The organism is Pseudomonas sp. TE9122 (genome assembly GCF_056278925.1).
The window spans coordinates 4,152,018-4,164,588 of record NZ_JBWBQI010000001.1 but is presented as its reverse complement, the minus strand read 5'-3'; the positions used below and the strand labels follow the sequence as shown (position 1 = coordinate 4,164,588).

Annotated in this window: 14 protein-coding genes; 6 read left to right on the top strand and 8 right to left on the bottom strand. The window is 61.1% G+C overall.

Annotated elements, in window-relative coordinates; genetic code table 11:
* Positions 1-156: 156 nt before the first annotated feature.
* Positions 157-627 carry a DUF4234 domain-containing protein gene (locus tag ACZ9BE_RS18715; RefSeq protein WP_150638622.1) on the bottom strand — a complete coding sequence of 157 codons (471 nt, stop codon included), beginning with the start codon at positions 625-627 and terminating at the stop codon, positions 157-159.
* Positions 628-841: 214 nt separating this feature from the next.
* On the opposite strand from ACZ9BE_RS18715, the gene ACZ9BE_RS18710 reads away from it, so the two are divergent.
* From ACZ9BE_RS18710 to ACZ9BE_RS18700, 3 genes are read left to right on the top strand one after another with little or no spacing between them, the layout of a single operon-like run.
* Complete coding sequence (locus ACZ9BE_RS18710) at positions 842-1,276, top strand: NUDIX hydrolase (RefSeq protein ID WP_095181775.1); 435 nt, start codon at positions 842-844, stop codon at positions 1,274-1,276.
* A 23-nt stretch (positions 1,277-1,299) separates the two neighbouring features.
* Positions 1,300-1,938 carry a LysE family translocator gene (locus tag ACZ9BE_RS18705; protein WP_476249795.1) on the top strand — a complete coding sequence of 213 codons (639 nt, stop codon included), beginning with the start codon at positions 1,300-1,302 and terminating at the stop codon, positions 1,936-1,938.
* Between the two features lies 1 nt (position 1,939).
* Complete coding sequence (locus ACZ9BE_RS18700; protein ID WP_150638626.1) at positions 1,940-2,437, top strand: GNAT family N-acetyltransferase; 498 nt, start codon at positions 1,940-1,942, stop codon at positions 2,435-2,437.
* Positions 2,438-2,567: 130 nt separating this feature from the next.
* On the opposite strand, the gene metR is transcribed toward ACZ9BE_RS18700, so the two are convergent.
* On the bottom strand, positions 2,568-3,485 hold the full coding sequence (gene metR / locus ACZ9BE_RS18695) for a transcriptional regulator MetR (protein ID WP_016773382.1): 918 nt from the start codon (positions 3,483-3,485) through the stop codon (positions 2,568-2,570).
* A gap of 217 nt (positions 3,486-3,702) precedes the next feature.
* Between metR and ACZ9BE_RS18690 the strand changes: the two genes are divergently transcribed.
* The 3 genes from ACZ9BE_RS18690 to ACZ9BE_RS18680 all read left to right on the top strand — a co-directional run bounded on the left by ACZ9BE_RS18690 (position 3,703) and on the right by ACZ9BE_RS18680 (position 6,445).
* The gene (locus ACZ9BE_RS18690; RefSeq protein WP_056790057.1) at positions 3,703-4,737 is read left to right on the top strand and encodes an alpha/beta fold hydrolase; all 1,035 of its coding nucleotides are present in this window, start codon (positions 3,703-3,705) and stop codon (positions 4,735-4,737) included.
* A gap of 107 nt (positions 4,738-4,844) precedes the next feature.
* Positions 4,845-5,540 carry a hypothetical protein gene (locus tag ACZ9BE_RS18685; RefSeq protein ID WP_024014168.1) on the top strand — a complete coding sequence of 232 codons (696 nt, stop codon included), beginning with the start codon at positions 4,845-4,847 and terminating at the stop codon, positions 5,538-5,540.
* Complete coding sequence (locus tag ACZ9BE_RS18680; protein ID WP_476249794.1) at positions 5,537-6,445, top strand: hypothetical protein; 909 nt, start codon at positions 5,537-5,539, stop codon at positions 6,443-6,445. Before ACZ9BE_RS18685 ends, ACZ9BE_RS18680 begins: the two co-directional genes overlap by 4 nt.
* An 18-nt stretch (positions 6,446-6,463) precedes the next feature.
* On the opposite strand, the gene ACZ9BE_RS18675 is transcribed toward ACZ9BE_RS18680, so the two are convergent.
* The 6 genes from ACZ9BE_RS18675 to ACZ9BE_RS18650 all read right to left on the bottom strand — a co-directional run bounded on the left by ACZ9BE_RS18675 (position 6,464) and on the right by ACZ9BE_RS18650 (position 12,402).
* Positions 6,464-6,793 (bottom strand): GlpM family protein, encoded by a 330-nt coding sequence (locus ACZ9BE_RS18675; protein WP_177327026.1) that lies wholly within the window; start codon positions 6,791-6,793, stop codon positions 6,464-6,466.
* Between the two features lie 8 nt (positions 6,794-6,801).
* Positions 6,802-8,127 (bottom strand): two-component response regulator AauR, encoded by a 1,326-nt coding sequence (gene aauR, locus ACZ9BE_RS18670; RefSeq protein WP_024014166.1) that lies wholly within the window; start codon positions 8,125-8,127, stop codon positions 6,802-6,804.
* Entirely contained in the window at positions 8,124-10,025 is a 1,902-nt protein-coding gene (aauS, locus tag ACZ9BE_RS18665) for a two-component sensor histidine kinase AauS (protein WP_041479880.1), read from the bottom strand. The genes aauR and aauS overlap by 4 nt, the downstream gene beginning before the upstream one ends.
* 228 nt (positions 10,026-10,253) lie before the next feature.
* Positions 10,254-10,988: an amino acid ABC transporter ATP-binding protein gene (locus ACZ9BE_RS18660; protein WP_016773390.1), complete on the bottom strand. Its 735-nt coding sequence runs from the start codon at positions 10,986-10,988 to the stop codon at positions 10,254-10,256.
* On the bottom strand, positions 10,985-11,656 hold the full coding sequence (locus ACZ9BE_RS18655; protein WP_016773391.1) for an amino acid ABC transporter permease: 672 nt from the start codon (positions 11,654-11,656) through the stop codon (positions 10,985-10,987). The genes ACZ9BE_RS18660 and ACZ9BE_RS18655 overlap by 4 nt, the downstream gene beginning before the upstream one ends.
* Entirely contained in the window at positions 11,656-12,402 is a 747-nt protein-coding gene (locus ACZ9BE_RS18650) for an amino acid ABC transporter permease (protein ID WP_056790046.1), read from the bottom strand. Before ACZ9BE_RS18650 ends, ACZ9BE_RS18655 begins: the two co-directional genes overlap by 1 nt.
* Between the last annotated feature and the right edge of the window lie 169 nt (positions 12,403-12,571).

Sequence of the window (12,571 nt, the reverse complement as noted above, 5' to 3'; positions counted from 1 at the left end):
GTTGACTTGGCTGTTGAACGCGAGAAGCAGCCATGCAGCAATACTGGTGGGCAAACTTGTGGCATTGACGAACGCCTTCGCGAGCAAGCTCGCACAAGGAATTGCAGTGAAAGGTAGAAGCGAACTTGCACGCGAAATCGACGATTACCTTTTTGTTTATGCCGCGACCGATTCCTGAGGCGTTTGCCGTTTCTGGTCATGTTTGTGCTTGGCCCTGGCCATATCGTTGATGCAGTAATTGATGTGATAGAAGGCGAACAGGACTGAATACAAGCGGTTCATTCGCGGTTCGAAGTTGTGTTGGGTCAGCGTGTAGGCGCGCAAGGCTCTGCGAACTCGAAAGCACCAAGCAATGGCGATGAGCTGGGCAATGACCGTCATCGCATACCCCGTCGCCATGAACCGCGGATCAGACACGGTGAAAAAGATCCCTCCGATACCACAGAGCGCCAGATAAACGACCAGACCGGTCTGGCTCAGTGTCTTGATTTGAGTGACCTCCTCAACCACGGTTGTTGTTTTGTGCAGCCATACAACCGAGTAGAGACCCATGGTGACTACGGTCAGGAGAATGAAATGGAGCGTCTTGAGATTGTTCTTTTCCTTGAGCGTCGAAATGTCAGACATGCAGCGTTTTCCCTCTTAGGCGATGTAGCGAATGGCTGCCGGGCAGCGATGAATAACGCTACCAAATTCGCGAGTGGGAAATTTCCGAGCCTTTGGGCGGACTTGTCGTCAGAGTCAGGCTGATCACGGATGCTTCTTGTAGGGATCTTCTGATGACGCAGGCGCGTCGGGCGTGGGATCCTGCGATCTTTTCGCACAAGGCATTTTTCGACTCATGACGCCGACATCCGCCGTTTCGCCCTGCATCATCCATATCGCCGCCGCCCTGTTGCTCAACGCCCAAGGCCAGACCCTGCTGGTGCGCAAGCGCGGCACCACGGCCTTCATGCAACCGGGTGGCAAGATCGAAGCCCACGAGTTGCCAGTACACGCATTGGCCCGTGAGCTGGAAGAAGAACTCGGGTTGCAGATCGACCCGGCGCAGGCGATTTTCCTCAACAGTTTTTCCGCCCCCGCCGCCAACGAGCCGGGCTTCATCGTGCACGCGGAGATTTTCCAATTGACCATCGATACTGACGTGTGTCCGGCGGCGGAAATCGAGGAAGTCATATGGGTCGATCCGGCCACTGATCCGGCGCTCGAGCTGGCGCCATTGACACGCGAGCACATCCTGCCGTTTTATCGCCGTTCACTGACTGCACTCGCCTGATCATTCCCGCAAAGGACGTTGCCATGATCCCGTTGCAAGACCTGCTGATCTTCGCCGCCGCCGCGCTGCTGATGGTGCTGACGCCGGGGCCGAACATGATCTACCTGATCTCGCGTTCGATCTGTCAGGGACGCCGCGCGGGGGTGACGTCGCTGCTCGGCGTGGTCGGCGGGTTCTTCGTGCATATGTTCGCTGCGGCGGTCGGTTTGACGGCAGTGTTTCTTGCCGTGCCGATGGCTTATGAAGTGTTGAAATGGGCCGGTGCGCTGTACCTGCTGTGGCTGGCCTGGCAAGCGCTGAAACCCGGCGCGCGTTCACCGTTCGAAGCGCAGCAATTGCCGCCGGACTCGTCGCGCAAGCTGATCACCATGGGCTTTCTCACCAGCGCGCTGAACCCGAAGATCGCCGTGTTCTATCTGTCGGTGTTTCCGCAATTCATCAGCCCTGAGCACGGCTCGGTGTTCGCCCAAAGCATCGTCCTCGGCCTCACGCAGATCGGCGTCAGCTTCAGCGTCAATCTGTTGATCGCGCTGTTCGCCGCAGGCATCGCTTCGTGGTTCGTGCGCAACCCGACGTGGTTGGCGATGCAGCGCTATTTCATGGGCATGGTCCTCGGTGGCCTTGCCGTACGGCTGATGCTCGAACAACGGCGGACTGCCTGACATGTGGATCGAACGGCTGGACGCCAGCCACGCCTTGGCTTACCGCGAACTGATGCTGCAAGCCTACGACCGTCATCCGCAGGCGTTCACCTCCAGCGTACGCGAGCGCGCGGTGATGCCATTGAGTTGGTGGGAAGGGCGCCTGACCAGCAAGCTCGATGTGGTGCTGGGGGCATTCGATGCCGGGACGTTGGCCGGGATTGTCGGCCTGGCCTTTGAACCTCGCGAGAAGGCACGACACAAGGCCACGCTGTTCGGCATGTATGTCTCGGCGGATTTTCGTCGCAAGGGGCTGGGCTTTGATCTGGTGCAGGCGGCACTGGTCGAAGCGCAAAAGCATCCGGCGCTGAAGCTACTGCAGCTCACTGTCACCGCCGGCAATGACGCGGCTTTTCAGTTGTACCAGCGTTGCGGCTTCATTCAGTTCGGCCTCGAGCCACTCGCCGTGCGGGTGGGCGAAGACTACTTCGACAAGATCCACATGTGGCGCCAGCTCTGACCCACCACGACAATCCTTGTGGGAGCGAGCCTGCTCGCGAAGGCGTCCGTCCAGCCGACATCATCGCTGAATCATCCACCGCTTTCGCGAGCAGGCTCGCTCCCACAGGGGGAACTCTTGCTCGGAAAAATCAGCGTACGGCACTGACCCCATCGAGGGTCGAGAACGAAGTGTCCTTGGCGGTCAGCAGGAAATCGCGCATGTACGGCGCGTCGAGCATGTCCGTGCGAATCGCCGCGTACAGCGTCGCGAACAAGCCTTTCTCACCCAACCGTTTGCCCTTCACATAGCCGCGCGAGCTGTATTCATGCAGCGCCCAGTGCGGCATCCCGCAGACGCCACGGCCGCTGGCGACCAGTTGCATCATCATCACCGTCAGTTCTGAAGTGCGCACCTGCGCAGGTTCGATGTCGGCCGGTTCGAGGAAGCGGGTGAAGATGTCCAGGCGATCACGCTCGACCGGGTAGGTGATCAGCGTTTCCGTCAGCAAATCTTCAGGAACGATGTACGGCTTGCTCGCCAGCGCATGCTGATTGGCCACCGCGAGCATGGCTTCGTAAGTGAACAGCGGCACGTAAGTGATGCCGGCAATTTCCAGCGGATCGGAGGTCACCACCAGATCCAGATCGCCGCGCGCCAGTGCCGGCAGCGGGGCGAAAGCGAAACCCGAAGCCAGGTCCAGCTCGACTTCCGGCCAGGCATCGCGGAACTGGTCGATGGTCGGCATCAGCCACTGAAAGCAGCTGTGACATTCGATAGCCATGTGCAGACGCCCGGCGGTGCCACCGGCCAGCCGACCGATGTCCCGTTCAGCGGCGCGCAACAGCGGCAGGGTGGCGTCGGCCAGTTGCAGCAGGCGCAAACCGGCGCTGGTGAAGCGCACCGGTTTGGTCTTGCGCACGAACAACTGCATGCCCATGCGCTCTTCCAGCTCTTTGAATTGATGCGATAGAGCGGATTGCGTCAGATGCAGGCGATCAGCGGCATCCACCAGGCTGTCGGCCTCGCGCAGGGCATGCAGGGTTTTCAGATGTCGGATTTCAAGCACCGGCGGGGCTCCATGAAGAAAACTTGTGACGAATGCGGGGAAGGTGAGTTTGTCTCATGACGGTGGCTTTGTCGATCTGGCGGCCAGGATCCGGCGGGGTAATCGACAGACGACCGCTCGGCACTCTTCATCAAACTGTCATGCAACTGTGGCAGCGCGCTCGCACGAACTTCATCAGACTCGCGCTCTACTGGGGTGCTGCGTTTTGGTATTTTTCATGTTCAAGAGAGTTTTTTCAGTCGCGGCCGCGTTGGCCGCGCTTTTGTTCGGGGCCGGCTCGTTTGCAGCCGGACGCTGTGATGTCAACGTGCCGACCGAGCACGCCGAGCTGGCGCAGGTCAGTCTTGCCTATCAAAGTATCGGCCGCGCATCGGACCCGGCGCTGTTGCTGGTCATGGGCCTGGGTGGGCAGTTAATCCACTGGCCGGACGAAGTCGTGGTCGCGCTGTGTCAGCAGGGTTTCCGGGTGATCCGCTATGACAACCGCGACGTCGGATTGTCGACCTGGCGGCAAGCGCCGATCGAGGCCAACCTGACCTTCGAAGTGCTGCGTTACAAACTCGGTTTGCCGGTTTCGGCGCCCTACAGCCTGACTGACATGGCCGACGATGCGCTGGGTTTGATGACGGCGCTGAAGGTTGAGCAATTCCACGTGCTCGGCGCGAGCATGGGCGGGATGATCGCTCAGCACATGGCGGCGATGGCGCCGCAGCGGGTGGAAAGCCTGACGCTGATCATGACCACTTCCGGCGCTGAAGGCCTGCCGGCACCAAGTGCGGCGCTGGTGCAGTTGCTCTCGCGCCGAGGTGCGCCGAACCGCGAAGTGGCGTTGGAGCAACAGGCCGATCTGCTTGCGGCACTCGGTAGCCCGGCGGTGACGGATGATCGCCAAGCGCTGTTGCAACAGGCGGCGGCGTCCTACGACCGCGCGTTCAACCCCGAAGGCGTCAAGCGCCAGATCATGGCAATCCTTGCCGAACCGAGCCGGGTGGCATTGCTCAATCAGCTGCGCGTACCGACCCTGGTGGTGCACGGCACGGCAGATCCGCTGCTGCCGGTGATGCACGGCGTGCATCTGGCGGCGCACATTCAGGGCAGTCAGTTGAAACTGATTCCGGGACTGGCGCATCGCTTTCAGGAGGCGTTCAAGGAGCCGTTGCTGGCGGCGGTGCTGCCGTATTTGCAGGCGCATCGCGAGGACACTTCGCATTGGGCTCGGGTCGATCCGCCGGCGCCGAACAATCTGCTGTAAGAGTGCGCCAGCATCCTGTCGCCAAAAAAATATCAATGTGCCACTATTGTTTGCCGCGTTGTTGCCGATAAGGCGCAGGAACGTTTTCAGACATAGGGACTTGATCCATGATTTTTCGCGCTACACGTCAATGGGCCGCGCTGGCTCTGCTCGCCGTACTGACTCTCACCGGCTGCGCCCATGTGCAACCGCCCGTGGCCCTGGACAAACAGTTCTGGGATGCCAAAGAGCCGACCATCGGTGTGGCCATTACCGTCGTACCGTCGCCGGTGCTGGCGCTGACCGGCAATCAGGGCATCCTCGATTACGCCATCAATGCCGGCGTCAACAGCAAGCTCAGCGCCAATGTCGAGACCTGGCAGGTGCGCGACCTGGAAACCCTGCCCGACGCCATCGTCGCCAAGCTGCAAGCCAAGGGCTACAAGGCCAAGCGCATTGATGAAAAGGTCGATCTGAAGACCTTCAAGGAAGTCGATTTCCGCGAGGGCTACATGACCAAGGACCTGTCGCCGATGAAAGCTGCCCACGGCATCGACCGTCTGTTGCTGGTGTCGATCTATGCCACCGGTGCCACCCGCAGCTACTACAGCATCGTGCCCACCAGCGTGCCGATGGCCCAGGTCGGCGGCCAGGGCATGGTGATCGATCTGTCGGACAACAAACTCTTGTGGTACCAGCCATTCGCCGCTGTGCAAGCCGCGCAAGGTGAGTGGGACGAGCCGTCCTACACCAATCTGTCCAACGCGTTTTATCAGGCGATGGATAACAGCCGTCAGCAAATGATCGCCCCGTTCGCGCAATGAAACGTCTGGCGCTGACCCTCGCGGCGATCTCGCTGCTGGCGTTGCCTGGCTGTGCGCAGAAACCGGCACCCGAGGCCGGTTTCAAGGATCAGGCGGCCATGAGCTATGTGCAGGCACACGGACTGAAGGTCGACGTGCAACTGCCGGCGGAGTTTGTCGGCGCCAGCACGGTGATCGACAGCAAGGCGGCAGTGAACGCGGCGAATTCCAGTTACACGCTGGTGTCGAGCTCCGGTGCGGGCGCCGGGCTGGCGGGCATTCTGGTGGCCAGTCTGATCAACACGCAAATGGGTTCCGGTACGTTACAGCGCGATGCCGAAAAAGCCGCGCTGAACGAATCGCGGCCGCTGGCCGACCTGCTCGCCGGCGTGCCGTTGCAGGAGCGCTTGCAACAGCGTTTTCAGGCGGCGTCGCAAGTCTCCGGATTCAAGCAGGGGGCAGGTGCGGTCACGGCACGGTTGCTGATCGAACCGAAGCTGATGCTGACGCCCGATCGCGGCAGTTTCGTGCTGGTCAATCAGGTGCAATTACAGGATATCGCCGGCTCGCCGCTGTACCGCATGCGCATCGAAGTGGCCAGTCAGCCGATCCGTCGTTGCGGCAAGCAATGCATCGATGACGGCGCCCTTGACCTGGCCAAGGTCACCGCCGTGCTGGATGAATGTATTGATGAATCCATGCGCGTATTGAGCGCCGACCTGATGCAACCGGCGCCACCGCCCGCCGCGCAGGAAACCCTGCGTTACGTGCTCGACGGCCAGCGCGTGGTCGAGCGCGGTTATCAATTGGCGCAGAACGGCAACTACTGGCGCTACCGCAATCTCTACGGTGCGGTGAAGTCAGTGCCGGTGCCGTTCGAGGATGCCTTGTCGTCCGCGCAACTGGCCCGAGTCTACGGTCGATAGAGGCAGATGCGCGTGGGTTCAGGCATGCAGCCGGACCCACACGCTCACCAATACCGTCGCCGCCATCAGCCACGCCACCGCCGCCACGGCCAGCGACGCTTCCAGGCGCATGCGGTCGACCATCACGTACAGCGTCGCCAGATAGATAAAGTAGGGAATGATCGACCACATCCCAAACACGATCGTGGTTTTCAGATCGTCGACCGAGCGGCCCTTGCCGACGATGTAGTGCGCAATCAGGGCAAAGGTCGGGAACAGCGGCACCAGACCGGCGATGTAGTAGTTTCTGGTCTTGGACAGTGCCGCGAGGATCAGCACCACTGCGGCGCCGATCGCGGCTTTGAGAATCAGATCCATCAGTGGCTCAGCCCGTACTTTTTGACTTTGTCGAACAGCGTGGTCTTGGCCATGCCCAGTTCCTGGCTGGCCTGGGTCAGGTTGCCGCCGCTGCGTTGCAAGGCGTCGACCAGCAGATTGCGCTCGAACGCTTCCACCGCTTCGGCAAACGCCAGACCCTGGCCGGCGCTGGCCCCGGATTTCTTGAAAGCCGGCAGGCCGAGGGCGAAGCGTTCGGCGACGTTGCGCAGTTCGCGCACGTTGCCCGGCCAGTCGTGGCTCATCAGGTTCGACAGGGTCTGGTTGTCCAGCTCCGGCAGCGCGCGGTCGAAGCGCAGCGCCGACTGCTGGGTGAAATGCTCGAACAGTTGCAGGATGTCTTCGCGGCGTTCGCGCAGCGGTGGCAATTCCAGGGTCACGACGTTGAGGCGGTAGTACAGGTCGCTGCGAAATTCCCCGGCCTTGCTCGACTCATCAAGGTCGGATTTGGTCGCCGCAATCACCCGGCAATCCACGGCCACGCTCTGGTTCGAGCCGAGGCGTTCAAGGGTGCGTTCCTGCAATACGCGCAGCAACTTGATCTGCAACGGCAGCGGCATGCTTTCCACTTCGTCGAGGAACAGCGTGCCGCCGTCGGCGTGCTCGATCTTGCCGATGCGCCGTTTGCCGGCGCCGGTGAAGGCGTTGGCTTCGTGGCCGAAGATTTCGCTTTCAAAAAGGTTTTCCGGCAGGCCGCCGCAGTTCAGCGCGACAAACTGTTTGCTGTGGCGCCGACTGAAATCGTGCAGGCAACGAGCGACCAGTTCCTTGCCGGTGCCGGTCTCGCCTTCGATCAAGACGTTGGCCGAAGTGTCGGCGACGTTGGCGATCAGCTCGCGCAGGTTCTGCATCGCCGGTGAGCGGCCGATAATCCGCCCTTCCAGCGAATCGCGTTCGGCCAGTTGCCGACGTAGCGATGACACTTCACGGGCGAGGCTGCGTTGCTCCAGCGCCCGCCGCGCGACATCGACCAGGCGTTCCGGCGAGAACGGTTTTTCCATGAAGTCGTAGGCGCCTTTCTGCATCGCGCCGACAGCCATGGAAATGTCGCCGTGGCCGGTTATCAGCACCACCGGCAGGCTGCGATCACGCTGCTTGAGGCGGGTGAGCAATTCCAGGCCATCGATGCCCGGCAGGCGGATATCGCTGATGACGATGCCGGCAAAGTTGTCGCCGACCTGCGCCAGCGCCTCTTCGGCACTGCCGACGCCGATGCACGGAATGTCTTCGAGGGTCAGCGCCTGTTGGCAGCCGAGCAGCACATGGGGGTCGTCTTCGACAATCAGCACACTGAGTTCAGGGTTCATATTGGCTCGGCAGAAAGAGGGCTTACCAACGGTAAACTGAGGACGAAAGTGGTGCCACCGCCGGCCGGGTGTTCGACACCCAGGTGCCCGCCGGTGGCGGCGGCGAGGCTGGCGGACAGGGTCAGGCCCAGTCCCAGGCCTTGCTCGCCGGGTTTGGTGGTGAAGAACGGTTCGAACAGATGCTTGCGCGCTTCGGCGTCGATGCCGTGGCCGTTGTCACGCACCCGCAAGCGGTACTTGCCGTTGAATTCTTCACCCTCCAGCCACAGCTGCGGCTGCGGTTGCGCGTGCATGGCGTCGAGGGCGTTGCCGATCAGGTTGACGAGGATCTGTTCGAGACGGGTCTGATCGATCAGCAATTGCACATCGGCAAACTGCCGGTGAATCTGCAGCGCGGTGTTTTCCACGCGCGCGCCGAGCACTTGCAACGCGGCGTCGACGGCTTTGCCGAGACTGGCCTGACCCTTGTTGTCGCCGCGCCGGGCGAACGAACGCAGGCTGGCGGTGATCCGGCCCATGCGGTCGATCAGGTCGTTGATGGTCTTGAGGTTGGTGCTGGCGACGTCGAGCTGGCCGCGCTCAAGAAAGCGCACGGTGTTGCCCGACAGCGTGCGCATCGCCGCCAGGGGCTGGTTCAATTCATGGGCAATGCTGGTCGACATCTGACCGATAGCCGCGAGTTTGCCCGCCTGAACCAGTTCATCCTGGGCGCGGCGCAACGTCTCCTCGGCCTGACGGCGCTCGCGGATCTGACTCTTCAGGCGTTCGTTGCTGGCGCGCAGATCGGCAGTGCGTTCGGTAATCCGACGTTCGAGTTGGCTGTTGGCTTCCTGCAATGCTTCGCGGGCGGCGAGGCGGGTGGCGAGGACTTTGCGCCGCTCGTTCCAGGCAATCAGCAGGAAGGCGAACAGGGCAAACGCCACCGCCACCAGAATGCCTTGGTTGATGGCTTCGCGGCGCAGGTCCTGCAATGGCGTGAGCAGGGTGAAATTCCACGGCGTGTCGCTCAGCAGTCGGGTTTGCGCCAGATAACTGATGTCGTCTTCGTCGGGCTGCAATTCGCTGTTGGCCGGGAAAGTCAGTTTCTCCACGCCTTCGGCCAGTGTCTCGCGGGCCAGCGGTTGCAGTTCGTTGAGTGGAAACCAGTAATACTGCAGGCTGCGGGCGAGTTTTTCCTTGATCTCATCGCTGAGCGGGATCACCGATTTCAGCCGCCTGGCCGGATCGCTGGAGAGAATGATGATGCCGTTCTCATCGCTGACGAACGCTTCCAGTCGCGCCCGCTGCCAGCGTTCTTCCATGGCTTCCAGACGCACCTTGACCACCGCGACACCGATGATCTTGCCGTGCTCTTCGAGGCCGTGGGCGAGGTAGTAACCGGGTTCGCCATTGGTGCTGCCGATGCCGTAGAAGCGCCCGGGCTGGCCGCGCACGGCGTCTTTGAAATAGGCGCGGAAGGACAAGTCTTCACCCAGATAACTGTCGACATCGCGCCAGTTGCTGGTGGCCATGACCCGGCCGGTGGTGTCCATCACGTAGATGGCCCGGCTGCGGCTGCGGCGGTTCAGGCCCTCGAGGTAATCGTTGACCGTCTGCCGGTGCTCCGGAGTCGGATCGGCCAGCAACTGCGGCACACTCGTTTCGAGTTCCAGCAGGCTGGGCAGGTAGGTGTATTTGCTGATCTCGCTTTCGACCGCGCGGGCGTGCAGTTCCAGCTGACGCTGGCCGTTTTCGCCGAGGCTGCGGATGCCGAAGTGTTCACTGGTCCAGAAGCCGATAAAACCCAGTCCGACCATCAGGGCGATGATCAGCGGCGGCAGGAACAGATGACGGATCAGACGGGGCTTCACGGCAAGTGATGGCTCTGCAGCGCGATAAAGAGTGGGGTCGCATTTCATCACAGATGCCTTGGGTCAACCACAACACTTGTTTGTGCCTGTGGCGAGGGGATTTATCCCCGTTGGGCCGCGAAGCGGCCCCAAAACCATCACTGCGATTTAACTGAAAGACCGCATGCACAGGGTTTACGACTGCTGCGCAGCCGGACGGGGATAAATCCCCTCGCCACAAGGGATCTCATTGTCAGGCTGCCCGCACCCCACAGACAGGGTGCGGGTGTGTTGCTTTTAGTGCTGCAGGATTTTCTCGAGGAAGTGCTGCGCGCGTTCGGAGCGGGCGCTGATGTCGCCGAAGAATTCCTCTTTCGGGCAGTCCTCGATGATCTTGCCCTGATCCATGAAGATCACCCGGTCGGCCACTTTACGGGCGAAGCCCATTTCGTGGGTCACGCACATCATGGTCATGCCTTCGTGAGCCAGTTGCACCATCACGTCGAGCACTTCGTTGACCATTTCCGGATCGAGCGCCGAGGTCGGTTCGTCGAACAGCATGACGATCGGGTCCATCGCCAGCGCACGGGCAATCGCCACACGCTGTTGCTGACCACCGGACAGTTGCCCCGGATGCTTGTGGGCGTGCGCCGACAGGCCGACGCGCTCAAGCAACTGCAGACCTTTTTTGGTCGCCTCTTCCTTGCTGCGGCCGAGCACCTTGATCTGCGCGATGGTCAGGTTTTCGGTGATGGTCAGGTGCGGGAAAAGCTCGAAATGCTGGAACACCATGCCCACGCGCGAACGCAGTTTCGGCAGGTTGGTTTTCGGGTCGGCGATCGACGTGCCGTCAACCACGACATCACCTTTCTGGAACGGCTCCAGGGCGTTGACGCATTTGATCAGCGTCGACTTGCCGGAACCCGACGGGCCGCAGACCACGATCACTTCGCCTTTCTTGACCTCGGTGCTGCAATCAGTCAGCACCTGGAAGTCCCCATACCACTTGTTGATGTTTTTGATAGAGATCATACGGCGAACCTTTTTTGCAGACGCTTGACCAACCGCGAGGCGGCGAAGCTGATGATGAAGTACACGAGACCGGCGAAAATCAGGAACTCATTGGAGCGGCCGATGATGTCGCCGCTGGCACGCGAGGCGTTGAGGAAATCCACCAGGCCCACGGTGTAGACCAGCGAGGTGTCCTGGAACAGGATGATGCTCTGCTGCAGCAGCAGCGGGGTCATCTTGCGGAACGCCTGCGGCAGGATGATCAGGCGCATCATCTGCCCGTAGTTCATGCCCAGTGCCTGAGCAGCACCCATCTGGCCCTTGGAAATCGACTGCACACCGGCCCGGACGATTTCGCAGAAGTACGCCGCTTCGAACATCATGAACGCCACGACGCACGAGGTGAACGCGCCGATCGGCGTGTCTTCGCCGGTGATCCAGCGCAGCACGAACGGCACCGCCAGGTAGAACCAGGTGATCACCAGCAGCAGCGGGATCGAGCGGAAATAGTTGACGTAGGCGCCAGCGATGCTCGACAGCAGCTTGTTGTGCGACAGACGGCACAGCGCGAGGATCGTGCCGAGAATCATCCCGCCGATCACGCCCATGGCCATCAGCTTGAGGGTCATCACCATGCCGTTCCACAAACCGGGAATGGCCGGGACGATGCCACTGAAATCGAATTCCATTATTTACCCCCCACGGAGATCAGGCCGGGCACCGCGACTTTCTTCTCGACCAGGCGCATCAGCAGCATCAGGCTCATGTTGAGGGTGAAATAGATCAGCGTTGCCAGGGTGAACGCTTCGAACAGGTTGGCCGAGAACTCGGCAGTCTGTTTGGTCTGCGCCAGCAATTCCATCAAACCGATCAGGGACGCCACGGAGGAGTTCTTGAACACGTTGAGGAATTCCGAGGTGAGCGGCGGAATGATGATCCGGTAGGCCTGGGGCAGCAGCACGTTCCAGTAGATCTGCGGCAGCTTGAAACCCATCGCGCGGGCGGCGGATTCCTGACCCCGAGGCAGTGCCTGGATACCGGTGCGCACTTGCTCGCAGACACGGGCGGCGGTGAACAGACCGAGGCAGACGACAACGCTCAGGTAGGCCGAGGTGGTCGGATTGAGGTCCTGCTTGTACCACTCCTGCAGATCCGGCGGCAGCAGATCGGGCACCAGGAAGTACCAGATGAACAGCTGCACCAGCAGCGGCACGTTACGGAACAGCTCGACGTAGCAGGTCGCGATGCCCGATACGATGCGATTCGGCACGGTGCGCATGATGCCCAGCAGCGAGCCGAGCAGCAGGGCGATGATCCACGCCACGACGGCGATGGCGATGGTCCAGCCCAGACCGGAGATGAACCAGTCGAGATAGGTCTCGCTGCCCACACCGGTGGACTTGAAGAACACGCCCCAGTCCCAGTTGTAATTCATTAGGGTCTCCCCTCGATTCGATCGATGTACAAGTGCCCGCCTGGGGAACTCCGTTCCCTCCCCAGTCTTTTTTCAAAGACCGGGCACACGCGATCGGCTCGACAGCCACCGGTTCGAGTGTTTCCAGAAAAATGCCAGCAGGGAGTGACCATCCCCTGAAAAGGCAGGC